The organism is Pseudomonas karstica (genome assembly GCF_009707515.1).
In the GTDB taxonomy this organism is placed as follows: domain Bacteria; phylum Pseudomonadota; class Gammaproteobacteria; order Pseudomonadales; family Pseudomonadaceae; genus Aquipseudomonas; species Aquipseudomonas karstica.
The window spans coordinates 69509-93415 of sequence record NZ_WLYI01000015.1 but is presented as its reverse complement, the minus strand read 5'-3'; the positions used below and the strand labels follow the sequence as shown (position 1 = coordinate 93415).

At 59.5% G+C, this 23907-nt stretch carries 24 protein-coding genes; 15 read left to right on the top strand and 9 right to left on the bottom strand.

What is annotated here, in order from left to right; translation table 11 throughout:
* Nucleotides 1–2 precede the first annotated feature (2 nt).
* Together GIR22_RS12785 and GIR22_RS12780 are read left to right on the top strand one after the other, a co-directional pair.
* Nucleotides 3–1547, top strand: coding sequence for an AMP-binding protein (locus GIR22_RS12785; RefSeq protein WP_154743665.1), 1545 nt, complete (start codon nucleotides 3–5; stop codon nucleotides 1545–1547).
* A 115-nt stretch (nucleotides 1548–1662) separates the two neighbouring features.
* Nucleotides 1663–2466: an IclR family transcriptional regulator gene (locus GIR22_RS12780; protein WP_218581660.1), complete on the top strand. Its 804-nt coding sequence runs from the start codon at nucleotides 1663–1665 to the stop codon at nucleotides 2464–2466.
* Between the two features lie 88 nt (nucleotides 2467–2554).
* On the opposite strand, the gene GIR22_RS12775 is transcribed toward GIR22_RS12780, so the two are convergent.
* Together GIR22_RS12775 and GIR22_RS12770 are read right to left on the bottom strand one after the other, a co-directional pair.
* Nucleotides 2555–3337 (bottom strand): class II aldolase/adducin family protein, encoded by a 783-nt coding sequence (locus GIR22_RS12775; protein ID WP_178122228.1) that lies wholly within the window; start codon nucleotides 3335–3337, stop codon nucleotides 2555–2557.
* A gap of 244 nt (nucleotides 3338–3581) precedes the next feature.
* Nucleotides 3582–4037, bottom strand: coding sequence for a flavodoxin (locus GIR22_RS12770; RefSeq protein ID WP_154743664.1), 456 nt, complete (start codon nucleotides 4035–4037; stop codon nucleotides 3582–3584).
* A gap of 204 nt (nucleotides 4038–4241) precedes the next feature.
* Here GIR22_RS12770 and GIR22_RS12765 point away from each other — a divergent pair, with 204 nt between their 5' ends.
* The 6 genes from GIR22_RS12765 (at nucleotide 4242) to GIR22_RS12740 (ending at nucleotide 7338) form a co-directional block, all read left to right on the top strand.
* Nucleotides 4242–4847 carry a hypothetical protein gene (locus GIR22_RS12765; RefSeq protein WP_154743663.1) on the top strand — a complete coding sequence of 202 codons (606 nt, stop codon included), beginning with the start codon at nucleotides 4242–4244 and terminating at the stop codon, nucleotides 4845–4847.
* 117 nt (nucleotides 4848–4964) lie between these two features.
* Nucleotides 4965–5675 carry a dihydromonapterin reductase gene (gene folM / locus GIR22_RS12760; RefSeq protein WP_154743662.1) on the top strand — a complete coding sequence of 237 codons (711 nt, stop codon included), beginning with the start codon at nucleotides 4965–4967 and terminating at the stop codon, nucleotides 5673–5675.
* Nucleotides 5676–5695: 20 nt separating this feature from the next.
* Nucleotides 5696–6256 carry a GTP cyclohydrolase I FolE gene (gene folE, locus GIR22_RS12755; protein WP_154743661.1) on the top strand — a complete coding sequence of 187 codons (561 nt, stop codon included), beginning with the start codon at nucleotides 5696–5698 and terminating at the stop codon, nucleotides 6254–6256.
* Between the two features lie 2 nt (nucleotides 6257–6258).
* On the top strand, nucleotides 6259–6645 hold the full coding sequence (gene folX / locus GIR22_RS12750) for a dihydroneopterin triphosphate 2'-epimerase (RefSeq protein ID WP_154743660.1): 387 nt from the start codon (nucleotides 6259–6261) through the stop codon (nucleotides 6643–6645).
* Nucleotides 6646–6710: 65 nt separating this feature from the next.
* Entirely contained in the window at nucleotides 6711–7007 is a 297-nt protein-coding gene (locus tag GIR22_RS12745; RefSeq protein WP_154743659.1) for a DUF1244 domain-containing protein, read from the top strand.
* Nucleotides 7000–7338, top strand: a complete 339-nt coding sequence (locus tag GIR22_RS12740; protein ID WP_154743658.1) for a HopJ type III effector protein — start codon at nucleotides 7000–7002, stop codon at nucleotides 7336–7338. The genes GIR22_RS12745 and GIR22_RS12740 overlap by 8 nt, the downstream gene beginning before the upstream one ends.
* Before the next feature lie 124 nt (nucleotides 7339–7462).
* Here GIR22_RS12740 and trxB read toward each other — a convergent pair whose 3' ends face one another.
* Nucleotides 7463–8425 carry a thioredoxin-disulfide reductase gene (gene trxB, locus GIR22_RS12735; protein ID WP_154743657.1) on the bottom strand — a complete coding sequence of 321 codons (963 nt, stop codon included), beginning with the start codon at nucleotides 8423–8425 and terminating at the stop codon, nucleotides 7463–7465.
* 292 nt (nucleotides 8426–8717) lie between these two features.
* On the opposite strand from trxB, the gene cysZ reads away from it, so the two are divergent.
* Both cysZ and GIR22_RS12725 read left to right on the top strand, forming a co-directional pair.
* A complete protein-coding gene (gene cysZ, locus GIR22_RS12730; RefSeq protein WP_154743656.1) occupies nucleotides 8718–9473 on the top strand; it encodes a sulfate transporter CysZ in 756 nt (251 codons plus the stop codon).
* 63 nt (nucleotides 9474–9536) lie between these two features.
* Complete coding sequence (locus GIR22_RS12725; protein WP_154743655.1) at nucleotides 9537–10739, top strand: glycosyltransferase family 4 protein; 1203 nt, start codon at nucleotides 9537–9539, stop codon at nucleotides 10737–10739.
* Here the strand turns inward: GIR22_RS12725 and GIR22_RS12720 are convergent.
* The 3 genes from GIR22_RS12720 to GIR22_RS12710 all read right to left on the bottom strand — a co-directional run bounded on the left by GIR22_RS12720 (nucleotide 10708) and on the right by GIR22_RS12710 (nucleotide 13138).
* Nucleotides 10708–11811 (bottom strand): NADH:flavin oxidoreductase, encoded by a 1104-nt coding sequence (locus tag GIR22_RS12720; protein WP_154743654.1) that lies wholly within the window; start codon nucleotides 11809–11811, stop codon nucleotides 10708–10710. The two genes, GIR22_RS12725 and GIR22_RS12720, sit on opposite strands and share 32 nt — an antisense overlap.
* A 222-nt stretch (nucleotides 11812–12033) precedes the next feature.
* Nucleotides 12034–12516, bottom strand: a complete 483-nt coding sequence (locus GIR22_RS12715) for a glutathione peroxidase (protein WP_154743653.1) — start codon at nucleotides 12514–12516, stop codon at nucleotides 12034–12036.
* 136 nt (nucleotides 12517–12652) lie between these two features.
* The gene (locus GIR22_RS12710) at nucleotides 12653–13138 is read right to left on the bottom strand and encodes an FKBP-type peptidyl-prolyl cis-trans isomerase (RefSeq protein ID WP_154743652.1); all 486 of its coding nucleotides are present in this window, start codon (nucleotides 13136–13138) and stop codon (nucleotides 12653–12655) included.
* Here GIR22_RS12710 and GIR22_RS12705 point away from each other — a divergent pair.
* The 3 genes from GIR22_RS12705 (at nucleotide 13107) to GIR22_RS12695 (ending at nucleotide 16502) form a co-directional block, all read left to right on the top strand.
* Nucleotides 13107–13445, top strand: coding sequence for a DUF3565 domain-containing protein (locus GIR22_RS12705; protein ID WP_154743651.1), 339 nt, complete (start codon nucleotides 13107–13109; stop codon nucleotides 13443–13445). The two genes, GIR22_RS12710 and GIR22_RS12705, sit on opposite strands and share 32 nt — an antisense overlap.
* Nucleotides 13446–13508: 63 nt before the next feature.
* The gene (pta, locus tag GIR22_RS12700) at nucleotides 13509–15608 is read left to right on the top strand and encodes a phosphate acetyltransferase (RefSeq protein ID WP_154743650.1); all 2100 of its coding nucleotides are present in this window, start codon (nucleotides 13509–13511) and stop codon (nucleotides 15606–15608) included.
* Entirely contained in the window at nucleotides 15609–16502 is an 894-nt protein-coding gene (locus tag GIR22_RS12695; protein WP_154743649.1) for an acyltransferase, read from the top strand. It abuts the gene before it with no gap.
* A 176-nt stretch (nucleotides 16503–16678) separates the two neighbouring features.
* Here GIR22_RS12695 and cysN read toward each other — a convergent pair whose 3' ends face one another.
* The 3 genes from cysN to GIR22_RS12680 form a co-directional block, all read right to left on the bottom strand.
* Nucleotides 16679–18577, bottom strand: coding sequence for a sulfate adenylyltransferase subunit CysN (gene cysN / locus GIR22_RS12690; RefSeq protein ID WP_154743648.1), 1899 nt, complete (start codon nucleotides 18575–18577; stop codon nucleotides 16679–16681).
* A 9-nt stretch (nucleotides 18578–18586) separates the two neighbouring features.
* Nucleotides 18587–19504, bottom strand: a complete 918-nt coding sequence (cysD, locus tag GIR22_RS12685; protein ID WP_029295601.1) for a sulfate adenylyltransferase subunit CysD — start codon at nucleotides 19502–19504, stop codon at nucleotides 18587–18589.
* Nucleotides 19505–19653: 149 nt separating this feature from the next.
* Nucleotides 19654–20412, bottom strand: a complete 759-nt coding sequence (locus tag GIR22_RS12680; protein ID WP_154743647.1) for a Nif3-like dinuclear metal center hexameric protein — start codon at nucleotides 20410–20412, stop codon at nucleotides 19654–19656.
* A 102-nt stretch (nucleotides 20413–20514) separates the two neighbouring features.
* Here GIR22_RS12680 and algW point away from each other — a divergent pair, with 102 nt between their 5' ends.
* Together algW and GIR22_RS12670 are read left to right on the top strand one after the other, a co-directional pair.
* Nucleotides 20515–21669, top strand: a complete 1155-nt coding sequence (gene algW / locus GIR22_RS12675) for a Do family serine endopeptidase AlgW (RefSeq protein ID WP_154743646.1) — start codon at nucleotides 20515–20517, stop codon at nucleotides 21667–21669.
* A 115-nt stretch (nucleotides 21670–21784) separates the two neighbouring features.
* The gene (locus tag GIR22_RS12670; protein ID WP_154743645.1) at nucleotides 21785–23896 is read left to right on the top strand and encodes a TonB-dependent siderophore receptor; all 2112 of its coding nucleotides are present in this window, start codon (nucleotides 21785–21787) and stop codon (nucleotides 23894–23896) included.
* Nucleotides 23897–23907 lie beyond the last annotated feature (11 nt).

Below are 23907 nucleotides of genomic sequence, written 5' to 3'. Positions count from 1 at the left end.
AGATGCATACCTATACCGAGTTTTTTCCTCGACGAATCACGGATGACCACTTGGTAACGGCACCATTGATTTACGCGGGGTTGATGAGCGATGACAGCAGTGTGCGCATCACCTTCGACGGACGCTCTTTGCAGACTGGCGCCTTGCGCGCCCGCGTCGCCGCACTGCAAGCGGTACTGGCAGCGCAAGGATTGACAGCGGGGCAACGGGTAGCAGTGATGCTGAACAACAGCGACGAACAGATTGTGCTGATCTATGCGCTGATCCTTTCGGGGCTGGTGTGGATTCCAATCAACACGCGGCTGCGCGGACCAGGCCTCGATTATCCGTTTGAACATGCCAGGCCCGCGCTGGTGATAGCCGATGATGGTTTCGAACCGCTGCTCCAGCAAAGCGCAGCCGCCAACCTGCCCTACCAGTCGATCGACGCGCTGCACGATGATGCCCAACACTGCATAGGTGCGCCGCTGCAATTAGTGGAAAGCGCCAGCGATGCAGCCTTGTGCCTGATCTACACCTCCGGTACCACAGGCGCGCCCAAGGGCGTGATTTTCACCCATCGGATGATGCGGATCGCCGGCGAAGCGGTGCTCAAGGTGGCCGACGTGCAAGCCGCCGACCGCTTGTTGCTGTGGGAACCACTGTGCCATATCGGCGGTGCGCAGATGTTGCTGTTGCCATTTCTTGCCGATGTACAACTCAATGTCGTGCAACGCTTTTCCGCCAGCCGTTTCTGGGCCCAATGCCAAACGTACGGCGCAACCCAGTTGCATTACCTGGGGGGCATTCTCGACATTCTCATGAGCCAGGATGCCTCGGCCTGGCCGGCGCACCACAGCCTGCGTACGCTCTGGGGTGCAGGGGTCAGCCTGAACAACTGGGCAGCGATTGAACAACGTTTTGGCTGCCCGTTACGCGAATGTTATGGCATGACCGAATGCGCCAGTTTTGCCACCCTCAACGCCAGCAACAAACCGGGCTCCGTGGGTAAGGCGCTGCCGTGGCTGACGGTCGAATTACTGGACACCGAAGGCCAACCCGTGGCGGCCGGGCAATTGGGCGAGATTGTTTTGTCGAGCCCGGTGGAAGGTGTATTCCTGCCCGGCTACCTGGAAAACCCTGCCGCCACAGCCCAGGCCTTGCGCAACGGGCGACTGCATACCGGCGACATGGCCCGCTTCGACGCCGACGGCGATCTGTTTTTTGTCGGCAGGCGTACCGACAGCATGCGCGTGCGCGGCGAGAACGTATCGGCGTGGGAGGTGGAGCGCGTGTTCAGCAACCACCCCGCGGTACAAGCCTGTGCAGCGGTGGGGGTCGAATCGGCCATTGGCGAACAGGAAATCCTGTTGTACGTGCAACTTGAGGAAAACATCGCGTACGACTGGCCTGCGGTCGCCGAGTGGGCCACCCAACGACTGGCGTCTTACCAACAGCCACGTTACTACCGGTTGACGGACCGCTTCGAGATGACCCCCAGCGAACGAATCAAAAAACACCTGCTGCCACGAACCAGCGACGGCGCCTGGGACAGGCAGATGCAATAACGTCGAACAATGGGGGATTGCGTGGTAGTTTCGTGCCAGGCGACAGAACATCATCGAATAGCGATAGACTATATCCCGCACCCCCGCCCTTTATACGGACAGATGTAACGCAGCCATGGCCAACCCACGCCCGCCGAAAAAAACCGCCACCGATCCCACCGCGTCCTCGCTGTACGTGCAATCGGTAGAAAAAGCCATGAAGGTGCTGATGGCCTTCGACGGCAGCCAGCGCCAGTTGTCACTGTCGGAAATCGCTGCTTTTACCGGTATGGACCTTAGCTCCGCGCAACGCTTCACTTATACCCTCGCCACCCTGGGCTACCTGAACAAGGACCACGGCAAGAAGTATGAGCTGTCGCCCAAGCTGCTCGACTTCACGTTTCACTACCTCAGCTCCAGCGAACTGGTCAACCGCGCCGCGCCGTACCTGCAACAGTTGAGTGCCGATACCGAGGAAGCCACCAACCTCACCGTAATGGACGACACCGATATCGTTTTCGTCCAACGGATTGTCAGTCGTCATGTATTCAACGCCAACGTCATCGTCGGCACGCGTTTGCCCGCCTGGTGCACTGCGCCCGGCCTGGCGTTGCTTGCGACCTACCCGGATGACGAAATCAACGATATCTTCGACCGCAGCCAGTTCATCCAGCACACCCCCGCCACCATCACTGATCGCGGGCAGATCTGGGCCAGCGTGGAACTGGCTCGCCAGCAACGCTTTGCCCATGTCGAAGACCAGTTCTTCTATGGCGATGTCTCTACCGCTGCGGCGATCCTCGATGGCTCGGGCCGCGGGATTGGTGCGGTCAACGTCGCAGTCTCACGCTCGCGCTGGGTCGCGGAACGGGACATGAAGCGGTACGCCGACCTGCTGATCTCCACCGCGTCATCGATCTCGGCCAAACGTAAAACCTGACCCTGTGACGACCCCTCCTGTTTAGCCCTTTGTTGTGCTCAGGAAAATCGTGGATCAGCAGTAAGGGTTCGGGGCTCGGCCAGTAGCCTCAGAGCGTATATCCCGGGTTTTGTTTATCCAGCTTGCGCAGCAGCGCCGGCCAGGCCAACGCGCCGCCCATGCCCTGGGCGCTTTTGGTGACCCCGGCGATCATCGCCTTGGCACCCGCCAGGACCTGCGGTTCGATGGTGATCAATTCTGCGCCGCCGTTTTGCGCCAGCACCTGGATGTCACAGGCACGTTGGAAGGTGAACATCATCAGGAAGGTATCGGCGATGGTGCCGCCGCAGGTCAGCAGGCCGTGGTTGTGCAGCATGAGGAAATTATTTTGCCCAAGATCGGCCTGCAAGCGGACCTTTTCCTCATGGTTCAGGGCCACGCCTTCATACGCGTGATAGGCCAGGCTGGACAGCACGAACAACGATTGCTGGCTGATGGGCAACACGCCCTGCTTCTGCGCCGAAACAGCAACACCGGCAGCGGTATGAGTGTGCAATACGCACACCAGGTCGTGTCGCACTTCATGCACCGCGCTGTGGATGGTGTACCCCGCCGGGTTGATCTCGTAAGGACTGTCCATCAGCTTGTTGCCAGCCTGATCGACCTTGACCAGGCTCGAGGCGGTGATTTCATGGAACATCAGCCCGAACGGGTTGATCAGGAAATCGTCGGTACCCGGAACCTTGGCCGAGATGTGGGTAAAAATCAGGTCGTCCCAACCATGCATCGCCACCAGGCGGTAGCAGGCTGCCAGGTCGACGCGGGTCTGCCATTCGGCGGCACTGACCAGCTCTTTTACACTCGGTGTCGATGGAGCGGGGGGTAGGCTCACGGCAATGACCTCGGCGTTGGGGATTTTTTATTGTTTTTCGGTGACGCGCCAGTCCAGCTTGCCTTAGTTGCCTGGCAGCCAGCTTGATGACCGAACGAGTCAGCACTGAGCATAGTTTCAATTTGCTCACCGGGAGCCTGAAATGCGACGCCAGTGAAAAGCGTTTCGTGCTCAATAAGCATTATCTGGCTTGAGGGCGCCTATTTGTCGAAAGCCGCCCCGGTGTTGCTGCGCGAGTATCCGCTCAACTGCGCAGCGCACTGACCAACTCGGCCAGCCAAGGCTCGGCATCGGTTTCCGGGGTTACGCTTTCGCTGGCGTCCAGGCGCAGCATTGGCAGTATTTCTCGTACACCCAGTTCGGCAAACAGCTCGCGCATTTGCTCCCCGCCACCGCAAAAGGTGTCACCGTAACTGGCGTCGCCCAGGCCGATCACAGCGCCCGGCAAGCCACGCCAGGCGGCGGGAAGTTGATCACGGATGCTTGAGTACAACGGCTGCAGGTTATCCGGCAGCTCGCCCATGCCAGTGGTCGAAGTCACGGCCAGGAAGGCTTCAGGGGCAAAGCCCTGCACCTCCGTCAGGCTCGCCCGCGGGTTGTGCCAAGCGTCGAAACCGGCAGCGTTAAGGATGTTTGCAGCGTGCCGGGCGACTTCTTCAGCCGTGCCGTACACCGAGCCGGAAAGGATGGCGACTTTCATCTATCTGATCCTGTAGCTGAGTAAAAGCCTGGGATATTAACAGCTGGGGCGAATATTTCTGCGAATGCCTTGCATTCGGCCAGTGGAACGGTGGCCCTGGCTGAACTAAGCACACCCAAGGCGACAAGCGGATCGAACAAAACTTGGAAAACGCGGTCTTCTTAAGCGGACAATCGCTCTTTGCCACTTTTTTGAGTCAGATCAATGCAACACGATGCACTTTTGACGCAGGACGAACTGGATTTCATCCAGTCCATGCACCATAACCCGCAACTCAACGTACGGGATGCATCGTCGAGCCTGATGGTCAATGGCGGGGCACAAATCCGCGATCTGCTGACTCGCCTGGCCGCCCACGATCATGTCACCATCCAGGCCCAATTCGACAACCAGCAAATGACCTTTCCGCTGCAACTGGTGGAAGACGAGTTTCATGCCGTGCATTTGCGCCTGGGTGTACCCAGTATTTTCGAAGATGGGCCGATGGTCCGACCCTGGCGCCTGATGCTGGAAGAGCCGGTGGCCCTGGAAAACATCAAGGGCCAGCCAGGTTCGTTGTGGGTGCACGAGGTGTCATTCAAAGGGGTGTTGCTGGAGATCCGTGGCCGGGCCAAGCCGCCGAAAACCTTCGCCTTGTGGTTCAGCCCGACCGGTTATGAACGCATCCCTGTACGTGGCACCCTGGAGCGAGAAAACACCCAAGGGCTGTTTGCCTATCGCCTGAACCAAGGGAATGCGGACGAAACTGAGCGCTTGCGCCAATTCATCCTGCAACAGCATCGCCTCGCCCATCCTGAAGTTCACGCCTGAGGGCAGCCTGCACCGGTTCGGGGCAAACCTACCGAAGCGACCGTTTGAAATAAGCACAGCAGGTAAGGCCGGCCGGTCGCTGGTATAGTTTTCGTCTACCCGCGATTCGAGCTTGCCATGACCCTCACTCCCGCCCCGATCCTGATCACCGGCGCCGGCCAACGTGTCGGCCTGCATTGTGCGTTACGCCTGCTCGACGAGGGGCAGCCGGTGATCTTCAGCTACCGCAGCGAGCGTCCCGGTGTACAGACCCTGCGTGAGCGCGGTGCGATCGCCCTGTTTGCCGACTTTTCCTGCGAGGCAGGCATACTCGCCTTCATCGACGCACTGAAAGCCCATACCCCGCGCCTGCGAGCAATCATTCACAATGCCTCGGCCTGGGAAGCGGAAACCCCAGGAGAGGAAAGCCACGCCTTCAACAACATGTTCAGCGTGCATATGCTTGCGCCATACCTGATCAACCTGCATTGTGCCCACTTGCTGCAAGGCTCTCTGCCTGCCGACATTGTGCACATCAGTGATGACGTCACCCGCAAGGGCAGCCGCCAGCACATTGCTTATTGCGCCACCAAGGCCGGCCTCGACAGCCTGACTTTGTCCTTTGCCGCCCAGCTCGCGCCCGCTATCAAGGTCAACGGCATCGCCCCGGCGATGGTGATGTTCAATGACGGTGACGACGCAGCCTATCGCGCCAAGGTGCTGGCCAAAGCGGCGCTGGGCATTGAGCCTGGCGCCGAGGTAATTTACCAGAGCCTGCGTTACCTGCTGGACAACCCTTATGTCACCGGTACCACCCTGACCGTCAACGGTGGACGGCATATCAAGTAAGCCGTTCGTGAGGATGCTGTATGACTTTTCCGCTGCCCCATCACTACCGCGAGATTCTCAAGGGCCTGGGTGAAGACCCGGACCGTGAAGGCTTGCTCGACACGCCCAAGCGTGCCGCCAAGGCCATGCAGTACCTGTGTCATGGTTATAACCAGAGCGTGGAAGAGATCGTCAACGGTGCGTTGTTCGCCTCAGACAATGATGAGATGGTGATTGTCGCCGACATTGAGCTGTACTCCTTGTGCGAACATCATCTGCTGCCCTTTATCGGCAAGGCCCACGTGGCCTATATTCCGACAGGCAAGGTAGTAGGGCTGTCGAAGATCGCACGCATCGTCGATATGTTCGCCCGGCGCCTGCAGATCCAGGAAAATCTCACGCGGGAAATCGCCGACGCCATCCAGCACATCACCCAGGCCGCTGGTGTGGCGGTAGTGATTGAAGCCCGGCATATGTGCATGATGATGCGCGGCGTGGAAAAACAGAATTCAACCATGAACACCTCGGTGATGCTCGGCGCCTTTCGCGAGTCGAACACCACGCGCATGGAGTTCCTGCAACTGATTGGACGGAGCAAGTAGCAATGCCACAACTTCAACCAGGCATGGCGCGCATCCGGGTCAAGGACCTGTGCCTGCGTACCTTTATCGGAATCAACGAGGATGAGATCCTCAACAAGCAGGATGTGTTGATCAACCTGAGCATCCTCTATGCCGCTCAGGAAGCCGTGCGTGACAACGACATCGACCATGCGCTGAACTACCGCACCATCACCAAGGCCATCATCGCCCACGTCGAAGGCAATCGTTTTGCCTTGCTGGAGCGCCTGACCCAGGAACTGCTGGACCTGGTGATGAGCAACGAATCGGTGCTCTACGCCGAAGTCGAAGTGGACAAGCCCCATGCGTTGCGGTTTGCCGAATCGGTGTCGATTACGCTCGCGGCAAGCCGCTCACAAGCCACACGCTAAAGGCCAACCACATTCCACTTGCAGCTTGAAGCTTACCCGCTTGAAGCTGTCTCAAAGAGACCCCTATGACAAACCAACAACGCCTCGAACTCGAAGCCGCCGCTTTCCGCAGGCTGGTGGCGCACCTGGACAGCCGCAAGGATGTGCAGAACATCGACCTGATGAACCTGGCGGGCTTCTGCCGCAACTGCCTGTCCAAGTGGTACAAGGCCGAAGCCGACGAACGCCAGATCGAGGTCAGCCTCGATGACGCCCGTGAAGTGGTGTACGGCATGCCGTACGCCGAGTGGAAAGCCCAATACCAGCAAGAAGCCAGCGCCGACCAGCAAGCGGCGTTTGCCAAAGGAAAAACCCATGACTGACCTGAACACCCTGCGCACCAGCCTCGACAGCGGCGCACATACTTTCGCCCAGACCCTGGCCTTTGTGACCAGCAGCTACGACTACCAGCCACAGGCCTTCACCAACGGCGGCGTGGAAAACGCTGCCGGGCAGAATGAAGGTTCGTGCAAGACCCTGGGCCTGGCGGTGCTGGAAGGCTTGAGCGACCAGCACGCGCTGTTGGCGTTTGGCGAGCATTATCGCTCGGTGCTGGCCACCCCTCTGGGCAGTGACCATGGCAATATTCGTGCGTTGATCGAGCATGGGCTGGCGGGAGTGAAGTTCGCTGCACAACCACTGACTCGCCGCTGAACGACGCAAGACTTGAGCCCTGTGTAAGGGACGCGGAGCGTCACGGGATGCATTCCCACGCAGAGCGTGGGAACGATCAGCACATAAAAAAACCGGCTTTCGCCGGTTTTTTCATTTCAACGGTTTAGAACGTAGCGTCCTTCAACCCGTCGAGGTAACGTTCGGCATCCAGGGCCGCCATGCAACCGGCGCCAGCCGAGGTAATGGCCTGGCGGTAAACGTGGTCAGCCACGTCACCGGCGGCGAAGATACCTTCGATGTTGGTGGCCGTCGCGTTGCCTTCACGGCCGCCTTGCACCACCAGGTAACCGTCTTTGGCGGTCAGCTTGCCTTCGAACAACGAAGTGTTCGGCGTGTGGCCGATAGCGATGAACACGCCATCGACTTTCAACTCGTCGAAGCTGCCATCGTTGTTTTTCAGGCGCGCACCGGTCACGCCCATGTTGTCACCCAGGACTTCATCCAGAGTGGCGTTGAGCTTGAGAATGATCTTGCCTTCGGCAACCCGGGCATGCAGCTTGTCGATCAGGATTTTCTCGGCGCGGAAGGTTTCGCGACGGTGAACCAGGGTCACGGTGCTGGCGATGTTCGCCAGGTACAGCGCCTCTTCCACCGCGGTGTTACCACCACCGACCACAGCCACAGGCTTGTTGCGATAGAAGAAACCATCGCAGGTGGCGCAGGCGGACACGCCCTTGCCCATGAATGCTTCTTCCGATGGCAGGCCCAGGTAACGGGCGCTGGCGCCGGTGGCGATGATCAACGCGTCACAGGTATAGACGCCGCTGTCGCCGGTCAGGCTGTAAGGTTTTTTCGAGAAGTCGACGGCGTTGATGTGATCAAAGACGATTTCGGTTTCGAAACGCTCGGCGTGTTCTTTCATGCGCTCCATCAGCACCGGCCCGGTCAGGCCGTGGACGTCACCGGGCCAGTTGTCGACTTCGGTGGTGGTGGTCAACTGACCACCCGCCTGCATGCCGGTGATCAGCAGTGGCTTGAGGTTGGCCCGGGCCGCGTAGACCGCAGCGCTGTAACCGGCAGGGCCGGAACCGAGAATAATCACTCGAGAATGACGGGTATCAGACATGACTCACTCCTATCGACCGCCCGGACAACAGAGCGGCTGGAATAAAAAAGGACCGCGAAGCACTTGGGGAAGGCTTGAACTCGCGAGCCCTGAAAATAATGGGTGCAGCTTATCGAGGGTGGCAAGATTAAGGAAATACGCAATAACAATCCAGCTCATAGGCGGTCTCTATCTTGTGACCGTTAGTAATCGACACCTTTGTTACAGTTAATGTCGACATGCTGACCGCGCTTTCGCCCTTCAAGCAAAGCCGGTAACGTCGGCGCGTTCGCCATCTTGTCCGGAGTTATCAATGCCCGCCCCTGCTCTCTCAGGCCCACAATATCTGCGCGAAGGCCTCAAACTGGTGCTTAGCCCCGGCTTGCGCCTGTTTGTCCTGCTGCCATTGGCGATCAACCTGATCCTGTTCGTCGGTTTGATCTATTTCGCCGGCCATCAGTTCAGCCTGTGGGTCGACACCCTGATGCCTACCCTGCCTAACTGGCTGAGCTTCCTCAACTACATCCTGTGGCCACTGTTCGTGGTGCTGGTGGTGTTGATGGTGTTCTTCACCTTTACCATGCTCGCCAACATCATTGCCGCGCCCTTCAACGGCTTTCTCGCCGAAAAGGTCGAAGTGGTGGTGCGCGGCACCGATGACTTCCCCGCCTTCAGTTGGGGCGAGTTGTTCGCTATGGTTCCCCGCACCCTGGCTCGGGAAATGCGCAAGCTGGGCTACTTCCTGCCACGGGCCATTGGCCTGTTTATCCTGTCGTTCATTCCGGTGGTCAACCTGGTGGCAGCACCGCTGTGGTTGCTATTCGGAGTATGGATGATGGCGATTCAATACATCGACTACCCCGCCGACAACCACAAGCTGGGCTGGAACGAAATGCTCGCCTGGCTGCGGCAGAAGCGCTGGCAAAGCATGAGTTTCGGCGGCGTCGTCTACCTGGTGCTGCTGGTGCCAGTGGTCAATTTGCTGATGATGCCGGCGGCGGTGGCCGGGGCGACACTGTTCTGGGTGCGCGAGCAAGGCGCCGAGGCGATGGCGGTGAAAAAGGCCTGAACCGTCACAAATCCATCATCCCGATGACACAATGACGACATGGCCCTCGTCGACACTAGGGCCATGACGACCGCTTTGCTGCATATCACGCTGATTACCGAAACCTTCCCGCCAGAGATCAACGGGGTGGCCAATACCCTTGGCCGCCTGTGTGACGGTTTGCGCGCACGGGGCCACCACGTGGAACTGATCCGACCCCGCCAGGGCAGCGATCAAAGCCGACCCAGTGACGATGGCCTGATGCTCTGTCGGGGCTGGCCGCTGCCGGGTTATCCGGGCCTGCAATGGGGCCAGTCGTCGATGCACAAACTGCTGCGCCGCTGGAAACGCCAGCGTCCGGATGTGCTGTACATCGCCACCGAAGGCCCACTGGGCCTGTCGGCACTGCGGGCAGCGCGACGCCTGGGGATCCGCGTGGTCAGTGGTTTCCACACCAACTTCCAGCAGTATTCCAGCCAGTACGGCCTGGGCATGCTGAGCCGGGTACTGACTCACTACTTGCGCTGGTTTCATAACCGTTCGACCTTGACCCTGGTGCCCAGCACCAGCCAGCGCCTGGAGCTTGAGCGGCGCAACTTCGAACGCCTGGGCATGCTGGCGCGAGGCGTGGACAGCCAGCTGTTTCACCCGGCCAAGCACAACAACGCCTTGCGCGAATACTGGGGCCTGGGCAATGACGATATTGCAGTACTGCATGTCGGGCGCCTGGCACCGGAAAAAAATCTCGGCCTGCTCAAGCGCTGTTTCGACTCGCTGCGGGCTACTTATCCACAGCGGCAGTTAAAGCTGATCATTGTCGGTGACGGCCCGCAACGGGTGACGTTGGAGCGGGAACTGCCCGAGGCGATTTTCTGCGGCGCTCAGCGCGGCGAAGAACTGGCTCGGCATTACGCCTCGGGCGATCTGTTTCTATTTCCCAGCCTTACCGAGACCTTCGGCAATGTGGTACTGGAAGCCATGGCCTCGGGACTCGGCGTAGTGGCCTACGATCAGGCCGCCGCAACCCAGCATATTCGCCATGGCTACAACGGCGTATTGGCGATGCCGGGGGATGAACGCGCGTTTTGTGATGCCGCCAACTGGTTGCTGGATGAGCGCGAGAGTTTACGGCGGGTGCGGCTCAACGCCCGACAGCACGCCAGCCGTCAGGGATGGCCGGCGATTATCGAGCAGTTCGAACAGCAGTTGCGTGGAGTGTGCGTGGACGAGCAGGCGCTGCCCGTACTGCCGCGACTTATACCAGGGTCATCAACGCCTCACGACTAAACGGCAAGATTTCCCCTTCACGCCCCTCGCGAACCTTCACCGCCCAGTCCGGATCCACCAGCAGGGCGCGCCCCACGGCCACCAGGTCGAACTCGTCGTTATTCAGGCGCTCCAGCAGTTTTTCCAGGCTCGCCGGTTGCGCAACCTTGTCGGTGTTGACCATGAACTGCAGGAACTCGCCATCCAGGCCAACACTGCCCACGGTGATGGTTGGCTTACCGCTAAGTTTGCGGGTCCAGCCAGCCAGGTTCAGGTCGGAGCCTTCAAACTCTGGTTCCCAGAAGCGACGGGTAGAGCAGTGGAAAATATCCACGCCAGCGTCGGCCAGTGGCTTGAGGAACTCGCCAAGGGCTTCAGGGGTTTGCACCAGGCGCGCGGTGTAGTCCTGCTGCTTCCATTGTGAAAAGCGCAAGATGATCGGGAAGTCGGGTCCCACGGCAGCGCGTACCGCTTGAATCAACTCAATGGCGAACCGCGAACGATTGGCCAGGCTGCCGCCGTATTCGTCGGTGCGCTGGTTGGTGCCTTCCCAGAAGAACTGGTCCACCAAGTAGCCGTGGGCACCGTGGATTTCCACACCGTCCATGCCAATGTCCTGGGCATCCTTGGCGGCCTGGGCGAAGGCGGCGATCACCGCCTTGATGTCCTGGATCGTCATGCCGTGAACCACTACCTTGCCGTCCTTGAGCTTCTCGGTCGGACCATAGCCCGGCACGCTGGCATCCGGCTCGGTGCCGATACGGCGCACACTACCCACATGCCAGAGTTGCGGGACGATCTTGCCGCCTTCAGCGTGCACGGCGTCGACCACTTTCTTCCAGCCAGCCAGCGCGGCTTCACCGTAGAAATGCGGCACGTTCGGGTAGCCGTTGGAGGCTGGATGAGCAACCACAGTACCTTCAGTGATGATCAGGCCCACACCGGCCGCAGCACGGCGGCGGTAGTAATCGATGACTTTGGAGTTCGGGACTCCGCCGGGGGAAAACGAACGGGTCATGGGCGCCATGACCACACGGGTCGACAATTGCAGTGCGCCGAGCTGAAAGGGTTTGAACAAGGCTTGGACAGGCATGGGAGCACTCCGCGGCAAGGGATTTTATGACGTGGATAATATGGAGAGTGCGCGGTGCTGGGTAGCACTATTGATTGCGGTGATTAAGGGATAAAAGTGGAAGAGTTCTTTGTAGGAGCGAGCTTGCTCGCGAAGGACTTGAGGGCACCGCATTTATCCTCGGTGTCCGCGTCATCGTTAACATCCTTCGCGAGCAAGCTCGCTCCTACAAATAGCCGGTGTTCAGCCCAGGGCTTTTTCGATGGCCTGGACGATAGAAGGGTCTTCAGGGGGCGTGCGCGGCGAGAAACGCGCCAACACCCGGCCATCCTTGCCCAGCAGGAACTTCTCGAAGTTCCAGGTGATATCCCCGGGAAACTCGGCGCCCTCACCCGCCAGCAAACGATACAGTTGGTGACGATCAGGACCGTTGACCTCAAGCTTGCCGCCCAGGGGAAAGGTCACGCCATAGTTGAGATTGCAAAATGCCTGGATCTCTTCTTCGGTGCCCGGCTCCTGACCCGCAAACTGATTGCATGGCAGGCCCAGCACGGTAAAACCTTGGCCCTTGTATTGCTGATAGAGGTTTTCCAGCGCTGCATACTGCGGTGTCAGTCCACATTTGGAGGCAACGTTGACCACCAGCACGACTTGCCCCTTGAAGGGCGCCAGAGGCAGCTCCTGACCATTGAGGCCAGTCAGATTAAGGTCGTGGAAAGCACTCATGTCGAACTCCAGATATCCCATGTTCTTTGCATAGCAGCTGTTCGAGATTACAACCGCCAAGTCGGCAATAACAGCCGCCGATCAAAAAAGGCGCCCGAAGGCGCCTTTTTCCAACAGATGACGCTTGGCCCATCAATTAATGCTGATGACCGCCTTCACCGTGGACGTGGCCGTGGGCCACTTCTTCCTGGGAAGCATCGCGGATAGCCACGATCTTGACCTGGAAGTTCAGGCGCTGGCCCGCCAGCGGGTGGTTGCCGTCGACGGTGACGTCGTCGCCGTCCAGGTCACGGATGGTGACGATCTGCATTTGGCCGTCCGGAGCGGAAGCGTGGAACTGCATGCCCACTTCCAACTCGTCGACGCCTTCGAACATGCTGCGGCTCAGGGTGCTGACCAACTCGGCGGAGTATTCGCCGTAGGCATCTTCAGGTTCTACGGCAACAGTCAGCTCATCACCGACCTCTTTGCCATCCAGAGCCTTTTCCAGGCCCGCAATGATGTTACCTGCGCCTTGCAGGTAGACCAGCGGCGCGCCGCCGGCAGAACTGTCGATGACCTCACCAGCGTCGTTGGTCAGGGTATAGTCAATGGAGACAGCCTTATTGGCGGCGATCGGCATGGGGCGAGACCTTTTGCATAAGAATGAAGAACGGACAAGTCTAAACAAGGATTTGCCCGAAAGCGAACACAACCCGGACGGACGGGGTCGATCAATATACCCGACGGTCATCGGATTTCATCAGGACGACGACCAACACTGGGTCGTCGAGCTGTCCTGTGGCCACACTCAACACCTGCGCCACCAACCGCCATGGCAATCCCGGGCCTGGGTCCTTGATCCTGCACGACGCCTTGAAAAAATAGGCCAGCCCTTTGCCTGTGGCTGGTGCGCACAGGGCCCGGATAGAGATAACCTTGGCACTTGATTCCCCCCGGTAGGCCATCAGCTATAGACGGCCACCGAAGCCATGCACCTCCAGAGAATTCGCATGCAGACTTTTTTTATTGCACCCACAGATTTTGGTGTGGGCCTGACCTCCATCAGCCTTGGGCTGGTGCGTACCCTTGAACGGGCCGGGCTGAAAGTCGGCTTCTTCAAACCCATTGCCCAGCCACACCCAGGCGATACGGGGCCGGAGCGCTCCACCGAACTGGTGGCTCGCACCCACGGCCTGAAACCACCACAGCCGCTGGCCCTGGCCCACGTCGAGCGGATGCTCGGCGACGGCCAGCTCGATGAGTTGCTGGAAGAAATCATCACCCTTTACCAGCAAGCCGCGGTGGGCAAGGACGTGCTGATTGTCGAAGGCATGGTGCCGACCCGCAGCGCCAGCTACGCCGCCCGGGTCAACTTGCACCTGGCAAAAAGCCTGGACGCCGAGGTGATCCTGGTCTCGGCGCCGGAAAACGAAGTATTGACCGAGCTGTCCGGTCGCGTGGAGTTGCAGGCCCAATTGTTCGGTGGCCCGAAAGATCCGAAAGTGCTCGGCGTGATTCTCAACAAAGTACAGACCGACGAAAGCATGGAAGCCTTCGCCACACGCCTCAAAGAGCATTCGCCCTTGTTACGCAGCGGCGATTTCCGGCTGCTGGGGTGTATTCCATTCCAGCCGGAACTCAACGCCCCACGCACCCGCGATGTGGCCGACCTGATGGGCGCGCAAATCCTCAACGCCGGCGACTATGAAACCCGGCGCATGACCAAGATCATCATCTGTGCCCGCACCATGCGAAACACCGTGGAGCTGTTGAAGCCGGGTGTATTGGTGGTGACGCCTGGTGATCGCGACGACATCATCCTCGCCGTCAGTCTCGCCGCCATCAATGGCGTGCCGTTGGCCGGCCTGCTGCTGACCAGCGACACCCTGCCCGACCCACGGATCATGGACCTGTGCCGTGGCGCATTCCAGGCCGGGCTGCCCGTGCTGTCGGTGAGCACCGGCTCCTATGACACCGCCAACCAACTCAACAGCCTGAACAAGGAAATTCCGATTGATGACCGCGAACGTGCGGAGATCATCACCGATTTCGTCGCCAGCCACTTGGACGCTCGCTGGCTGCACCAGCGCTGTGGCACGCCACGGGAAATGCGCTTGTCGCCGGCGGTGTTCCGCTACCAGTTGATCCAGCGTGCCCAGGCCGCCAACAAGCGCATCGTCCTGCCCGAAGGCAGCGAGCCGTTGACCGTGCAAGCCGCCGCGATTTGCCAGGCACGAGGTATTGCCCGTTGCGTATTGCTGGCCAAGCCGGCGGATGTGGAGGCGGTGGCTCGCGCCCAAGGCATCGAGTTGCCCGAAGGCCTGGAGATTCTCGACCCGGACCTGATTCGCCAACGTTATGTCGAGCCAATGGTGGCCTTGCGCAAGAGCAAAAGCCTCAACGCACCGATGGCCGAGCAACAGTTGGAAGATACCGTGGTGATCGCCACCATGATGCTCGCACTGGATGAAGTGGACGGCCTGGTCTCCGGAGTCATTCACTCCACCGCCAATACGATCCGCCCGGCTTTGCAACTGATTAAAACGGCGCCGGGCTGCACCCTGGTGTCATCGGTGTTTTTCATGTTGTTTCCCGAGCAGGTGCTGGTCTATGGCGACTGCGTGATGAACCCGCACCCAAGCGCTGCGGAGCTTGCGCAAATTGCCCTGCAAAGCGCCGATTCAGCCGCCGCCTTCGGCATCACGCCACGGGTGGCGATGATCAGCTACTCCAGCGGTGATTCGGCCAGCGGCGAGGAAGTGGAGAAAGTCCGCGAAGCGACCCTGCTCGCCCACGAAGCACAAAGCTCGCTGCTGATCGACGGCCCGTTACAGTACGACGCCGCCGCCAACGAAACCGTCGCCCGGCAACTGGCGCCCGACAGCCTGGTAGCGGGTAAGGCCACGGTGTTCGTGTTCCCGGACCTGAACACCGGCAATACCACCCACAAGGCGGTGCAACGCAGCGCCGATTGCGTCAGCCTGGGGCCGATGCTGCAAGGCCTGCGCAAACCGGTGAACGACCTGCCCCGTGGGGCCCAGGTGGACGATATCGTGTACACCATCGCCCTGACCGCGATCCAAGCCGCCAACCGACCTATGGATATCTAAATGCTGGATTTTCTACCTGCCGCCGTGCGCGGGGTAATCGCTTCGCTGCTGCTGGCGTTGAACACGATCCTGCTGTGCTCGTTCCTGTTTATCGTGGCGCTGTTCAAGGCGCTGCCCTTTGCCAAACGTTTCAGCGAATGGTTGATGAACCACACCCATGAGGCATGGATCAGCAACAACAAAGCCTGGATGAACCTGGTGCGCCGTACCCGCTGGCACCTGAGCGGCCTTGAGGGCCTGGATTATCAGCACTCTTACCTGGTGACCAGTAATCACCAAAGCTGGGTCGACATCATGGTGTTGCAATACGTGCTCAACCGCCGTATCCGCCCGTTGAAATTCTTCCTCAAGCAGCAGTTGATCTGGGTCCCGGTGATTGGCCTGGCGTGGTGGGCACTAGGCTTCCCATTCATGAAGCGCTACACCAAAGCCTACCTTGAAAAACACCCGGAAAAGAAAGGCAAGGACCTGGAAACCACCCGCAAGACCTGCGCAAAATTTCGCCACAACCCGGTGGGTATTTTCAACTTTGCCGAGGGCACCCGGTTTACCGCGGGCAAGCATGCCCAGCAGAAATCGCCATTTCGTTACCTGCTCAAGCCCAAGGCGGGCGGGATTGCCTTTGTGCTGGATGCCATGGGTGAGCAGTTGAAGTCGCTGGTGAACGTGACCATTCACTATCCTGGCGGGCGTCCCGGGTATTGGGATTTGCTCTGCGGCAACGTGAAGGAAGTGGTGGTGCAGTTTGAAGAGGTGCCGATCCCGGCCGAGTTCATTGGCAAGAACTATGAGCAGGATGGGGAATATCGGCTGCAGTTCCAGGGCTGGATCAATGGGTTGTGGGAAGAGAAGGATGCGCTTCTGGAGAAACTGCACCGCGACTTTCCTGCCTGACACCTGTAGGAGCAAGCTTGCTCGCGAAGGTCGTTAACGATAACGCTGGCATTCTGATTCACCACGGTGCCCTCAGGTTTTTCGCGAGCAAGCTCGCTCCTGCCGAGATCATGCTCCACATGAAAAAGCCCGCTACCGAGTGATCGGTGGCGGGCTTTTTAGTACGGACCGAAAGCTTAGATCGCGCCGCGCTGACGCAACAGCTCCAGCACCTGCTTGACGCTGTCTTCCAGCGACAACGCCTGGGTGTCGATTACCAGGTCAGCATTCAACGGCACGTCGTACGGGAAGGACTCACCCGGGATGTTATCCCCGCCTGCCGCGTACAAGCCTTGAGGGTCACGCTCGGCGCACACCAGCGGCGAAGCCTGGACATATACCGTCAGCAGGCGATCGGCGCCGATCAACGCCTTGGCCTGTTCACGCCCCTCGACATCTGGTGCGACAAACGCAGCCAGCGTCAGCAACCCGGCTTCGTTGAACTGACGCGCGACGTGAGCCGCACGACGCCAGTTCTCGGTACGCCCGGCACGATCCTGTGGCAGACCCTTATTCAGGTCGTGGCGCAGGTTCTGGCCATCCAACACAAACACCGCACGCCCCATGTCGAACAACTTGCGTTCAACCGCGTAGGCCAGGGTGCTTTTGCCAGCGCCCGATAGGCCACTGAACAATACGGTGGCCGGCTGCTGGCCGAAGCGCTGGGCGCGTTCTTCGGTGGCCACGTGGGCCAACTTACCGTGTTGCGCTGCACTGCCGTGAGTCACTGGTGCCGCGATGATCATGCCGGCCGCCACGGTGCCGTTGGTCAAACGGTCGATTACGATGAACGAACCGGTGGTGCGGTTGCTGGCGTAGCCATCGAGGGCGATGGCCGCGTCGAGGCTGACCTTGACCCGGCCAATCTCGTTCAACTGCAAGGCACTCGCCGGCCCTTCGGCCAGGGTGTTCACATCAACGCGATGCACAATGCTGGTAATGGAGCCCGGCACGTAGGAAGTAGCACGCTTGATGTCGTATTTCTTGCCCGGCAGCATCGGTTCTTCAGCCATCCACACCAGCATGGCATCGAAGGCGTCGGTCACCTGCGGCACGTTATCGGCATGCACCAGCAGGTCGCCCCGGGAGATGTCGATTTCGTCTTCCATGGTCAGGGTTACAGCCTGGCCAGGACCTGCGTGTTCCAGCTCACCTTCGAAGGTGACAATGGATTTGACCCGGCTGCTCTTGCCCGACGGCAGCACCACGACTTCGTCGCCTTTATGCACGACGCCGCTGGCCAGGGTGCCGGCAAAACCACGGAAGTTCAGGTTCGGGCGGTTGACGTACTGCACCGGAAAACGCAGATCGGTGTAGTTGCGGTCGTTGGCAATCTCGACGGTTTCGAGGATTTCCATCAGCGACTGGCCGCTGTACCAAGGCGAACGTTCGCTCTTGTTCACCACGTTGTCGCCCTTGAGCGCCGACATGGGTACGAAAGCCATGGTGCTCGGCTTGAACGCGATGCCTTCGGCGAACTTCAGGTAATCGGCCTTGATCGACTCGAATACGCTTTGGTCAAAACCATTGATGTCCATCTTGTTGACGGCAACCACAATGTGCTTGATGCCCAGCAACGAGGCGATAAAGCTGTGGCGACGGGTCTGGGTCTGCACGCCGTAGCGGGCGTCGATCAGAATGATCGCCAGGTCACAGGTGGAGGCACCAGTGGCCATGTTGCGGGTGTACTGCTCATGGCCAGGGGTGTCGGCGATGATAAATTTGCGCTTGGCGGTGGAGAAGTAGCGGTAGGCAACATCAATGGTGATGCCCTGCTCACGCTCGGCCTGCAGGCCGTCAACCAGCAACGCCAGGTCGATGTCGTCACCGGTGGTGCCGACTTTTTTCGAGTCCCGGGTGATGGCTTCCAAGTGATCTTCGTAGATCATCTTGGAGTCGTGCAGCAGACGCCCGATCAGGGTGCTCTTGCCGTCGTCGACGTTGCCACAGGTCAGGAAGCGCAGCATTTCCTTGCGTTCGTGCTGGCCCAGGTAGGCGAGGATGTCCTCGCTGATCAAATCAGATACGTGCGACATGACAACCCCTTAGAAATAACCCTGACGTTTTTTGTCTTCCATCGAGCCTGCGCCATCGTGATCGATGACACGGCCCTGGCGCTCGGAAGTTCGCGTCAGGAGCATTTCCTGAATGATGTCCGTGAGGGTTTCAGCCTCGGACTCCACCGCGCCCGTCAACGGGTAGCAGCCAAGGGTACGGAAACGCACTTTCTTTTTGACGATTCGGGCTTTGTCTTCGTCAGACAAGTGCTCAAGGATCCGCTCGTCGTCGATCATGATCAGCGTGCCGTTCTTCTCGATCACTTCACGCTCGGCGGCGAAGTACAGCGGGACGATCGGGATACCTTCCAGGTAGATGTACTGCCAGATATCCAGCTCGGTCCAGTTGGACAGCGGGAACACACGGATCGACTCGCCTTTGTTGACGTTGCCGTTGTAGACGTTCCAAAGCTCCGGGCGCTGGTTTTTCGGGTCCCAGCGGTGCTTGCTGTCGCGGAACGAGTACACGCGCTCTTTGGCGCGGGATTTCTCTTCATCGCGACGAGCGCCGCCGAAGGCTGCGTCGAAACCGTACTTGTCGAGGGCCTGCTTCAGGCCTTCGGTCTTCATGATGTCGGTATGCTTGGCGCTGCCGTGGGTAAAAGGGTTGATCCCTTGTGCCACACCGTCCGGGTTGACGTGGGTGATCAGCTCCAGGCCGAGTTCTTCGACCATGCGGTCGCGGAACTTGTACATTTCCTGGAACTTCCACTGGGTGTCGACGTGCATCACCGGAAACGGCAGCTTGCCCGGGAAGAATGCCTTGCGTGCAAGGTGCAACATCACGGCGGAGTCTTTACCGATCGAGTAGAGCATCACCGGGTTATCGAACTCGGCGGCGACCTCGCGGATGATGTGGATGCTTTCCGCCTCCAGCTGTTTCAGATGCGTCAGTTTGTCGACCATGGTTACTCACGGAAAAACGATCTTATGGACGGCCTGCGGGCCGTGTTCGAGCGAGGCATGCTAGCACAGCACCTGCTTCTAATCAGGGAGCCAGCTAGATCGAAACGGTATATGAATATACCCTTGGGTTTGGCTGATTTATGTGCGCTTTAGATTGGGTTCGGGCAATCGATAAACAGGTGTTCCAAGGCAAAACGCCGGGCCAGGTAATCCCCCAACGCCTGCACGCCGTAGCGTTCGGTGGCGTGATGCCCGGCAGCGATGAAGCTGATGTCGTTTTCCCGAGCACTGTGGAAGGTTTGCTCCGAGGCTTCACCGCTGAGGTATAGGTCAACACCTGCCAGCACGGCTTGGTCGATGTACCCCTGGCCGCCACCGGTGCACCAGCCGACACGGCGGATCATCTCGCGGCCTTCGATCAAAAGTGGCTCGCGGCCCATGGCCTCCTGCACGCGGCGGGCGAAGTCCTGGGGCGACAGCGGCTCGGCCAGGGAACCGACCAGGCCGACGACCTTGAGGTTGTCCGGGTCCAGCGGGCCTTCGATGGTGATGTCCAACTGGCGGGCCAACTGCACGTTGTTGCCGACTTCCGGGTGCAGGTCCAGGGGCAAATGGTAGGCCAGCAGGCTGATGTCGTGCTTAAGCAGGGTTTTCAGGCGCCGCTGCTTCATGCCGGTGATACACGGGCTTTCGCCTTTCCAGAAGTAACCGTGATGCACCAGCACCAGATCCGCCTGGGCTTCGACCGCCGCGTCCAGCAACGCCTGACTGGCCGTCACGCCGCTGACAATCCGCAGCACTTGGGGCCGGCCTTCGACCTGCAGGCCATTGGGGCAATAATCGGCAATTTTCGCGCTGTTGAGGTAGCGATCCGCTTCCTCAACCAGGGTGCTCAGGGCGACGGCCATAAAAGACTCCTAAATATCCCGTTCAGAGGCGCTCGCAGCCTCGTATAATGCGCGACATTATGGGCGCTCTCCCGCCCCCTGCAACCTGTCAGGATTTGTTTAATGCTCAAGGCGCTGCGTTTCTCTGGATGGCCATTACTGGCCGGCGTGCTGATTGCACTGTTGATTATTCAGCGTTACCCCGAATGGGTCGGGCTACCGACCCTGGATGTCAACCTGCAACAGGCACCGAAAACCAGCGCGGTGGTACAGGGGCCGGTGACCTATGCCGATGCGGTGGTCATTGCCGCGCCCGCAGTGGTCAACCTGTACACCACCAAGGTCGTCAACAAACCGACCCACCCGTTGTTTGAGGACAAGCAGTTTCGGCGCTTTTTTGGTGACAACTCGCCCAAGCAGCGGCGCATGGAGTCGAGCCTGGGTTCCGGGGTAATCATGAGCCCGGAAGGTTACATCCTGACCAATAACCACGTGACCACGGGGGCCGACCAGATCGTCGTGGCCCTGCGCGACGGCCGGGAAACCCTGGCGCGGGTAGTGGGCAACGATCCGGAAACAGACCTTGCGGTACTGAAAATCGATTTGAAGAACCTGCCCTCGATCACCATCGGGCGCTCCGAAGGCCTGCGGGTCGGTGACGTTGCGCTGGCCATCGGCAACCCGTTCGGCGTCGGCCAGACGGTGACCATGGGTATCATCAGCGCCACCGGGCGTAATCAACTGGGCCTCAACAGCTACGAAGACTTCATCCAGACCGATGCGGCAATCAACCCCGGCAACTCCGGCGGAGCGCTGGTGGATGCCAACGGCAACCTGACCGGGATCAACACGGCCATCTTCTCCAAATCCGGTGGCTCCCAAGGTATCGGCTTCGCGATCCCGGTGAAACTGGCCATGGATATAATGAAGTCGATCATCGAGCATGGCCAAGTGATTCGCGGCTGGCTGGGGATTGAAGTGCAGCCGCTGACCCGTGAACTGTCCGAATCCTTCGGGCTGACGGGCCGGCCAGGTATCGTGATCGCCGGCATATTGCGCGACGGCCCCGCCGAGAAGGCCGGCATGCAAGTGGGTGATGTGATCCTCAGCATCGACGGTGAACCGGCGGGTGATGGCCGCAAGTCGATGAACCAGGTAGCGCGGATCAAGCCAACTGAAAAGGTTGCCATCCAGGTAATGCGCAACGGTAAGGAGATCAAGCTTTTCGCGGAAGTCGGCTTGCGTCCGCCGCCCATGCCGGTGAAAGAAGAGGAATAATCGGCTTCTGGCAGGAGTCCACTTCGGGACTCCTGTAACTCAATATTTCATAAAGCATTGATTCTCATCAGTCATGTTATATTGTTTCAATATCGCTATTGGAACACTCTCCCCCATGACGTCTCGAAAATTTGCCCCACTGGCCGGCCTCGCCCTGGGTTTGCTGGTGGACCCGGCGTTCGCCGAAGACAACGCCGCTGTTGAACTGGATGCCATCAGCGTTACCGCCGACACCTACGAATCCGCCACCGGCTCGGTCGAAGGCTATCGCGCTACCCGCTCGGCCAGCGCCACCAAGACCGACACCGCACTGCGGGATATTCCACAAGCTATCAGCGTGATTCCTGCCACAGTGCTCAAGGACCTGGGTAGCACCAACGTCGAACGCGCCCTGGAGTTTGCCGGCGGCGTGTCCAAGCAGAACAACTTTGGTGGCCTGACCCTCTACGAATACAGCGTGCGCGGTTTCACCACCTCGGAGTTCTACCAGGACGGCTTCAGTGCCAACCGTGGTTATCCAAGTACCCCGGATGCGGCCAATATCGAACGCATAGAAGTACTCAAGGGCCCCGCCGCCAGCCTGTATGGCCGTGGCGATCCGGGTGGCACGGTCAATATCGTGACTAAAAAGCCCCAAGCCGAAGCGTTCACCACCATTCAGGCCAGCGCCGGCAGTTGGGATCGCTACCGCACCGCCATCGACATCAACACCCCGCTGGACAGCGAAGGTAGCGTACTGTCGCGGATCAACCTCGCGGTGGAAGACAACCAAAGCTTTCGCGACCACGTACAAAGCAAGCGAGTGTTCGTTGCGCCCTCGCTCAGTTGGCAGTTGGACCCGGACACCAGCCTGCTGGTGGAAAGTGAGTTCGTGCGCCACAGCTCGACCTTCGATAGAGGCATCGTCGCCCCCAACAACCGCTGGAGCGGTGTCTCCCGCTCGACCTTCCTCGGCGAGCCCAACGATGGTGATATCCGCAACCACAACAACCGCCTGCAAGCCACGCTTGAGCATCACCTCAATGATGCCTGGAAACTGCGCCTGGCCAGCCATTACAAACAAGGCAGCCTGTGGGGTGACGCCTCGGAAAGCCTCAAGCTGAATACCGATGGCCACACCGTTAACCGCCGTTACCGCGAGCGCTCCACCGGCTGGCACGACAGCATCACCCAGCTTGAACTCCGGGGGTTGTTCGATATCGGCAGTTGGCAGCATGAACTGCTGATCGGCACCGAATACGAGGACTACCGCAAGAAGGAACGCGTCACCACCATCACCGGCAGCCCCTACGCCATCGATATCTATAAGCCGGTCTATGGCCAGCCCAAACCCAACGGCGATCGCTCTGGCACCGACCTCTTCGAACACGTCAAAAGCCAGGCCCTGAACCTGCAGGACCAGATTGTCTTCACCGACCGCCTGCGCGGCATGATCGGCGCGCGCGTCGAACACTTTGAGCAACGTACCGACGACTATGCCCGCAACCACGTCAAAAGCCGGCAAACCCACGACGCCCTGACCCAACGCGCCGGCCTGCTGTATCAGTTAACGCCCCAAGTAGGCGTGTTCGCCAACGCCTCCACCTCGTTCAAACCCAACAATGGCTTGGACGCTGGCGGCAAATCCTTTAAACCGGAAGAAGGCGTGGGCTACGAAGCGGGAATCAAGAGCGAGCTGTTCGACGACCGCCTGAGTACCACGCTCGCCGTCTTCCATATCGAGAAGGAGAATGTCCTGGCAGTGGACCCCGGCGCCGATACCCGTCGCGCCATAGGCAAGGCTCGCAGCCAAGGCTTCGACCTGCAACTGAGCGGGCAATTGACCGACGCCGTGCGGGTCATCGGCGCCTTTGCCTACATCGATGCCGAGGTCACCAAGGGCGACAAAACCATCCCGACTGGCAGCCGGATTCTCGGCGTGGCCAAGCGCAGCGGCAGCCTGTTAGGGGTGTATGAATTCCAGGACGGCCTGCTGCGTGGGTCCGACTTGGGCGCAGCATTTACCTACGTCGGTGATCGCTCGGGCGAAGCCGGCAGTAATTTTGAATTGCCGGCCTACCACACCGTCGACCTGCTGGCTCACTACAAGGCCAGCGATAACGTCACCGTAGGCCTGAACCTGAACAACTTGTTTGATGAAAAGTACTACGAGCGTTCCTACAGCAATTACTGGGTCAACCCCGGGGAACCGCGCAACCTCACCGTCAGCCTGACCCTCAACCTGTAAAAGGACGTCAC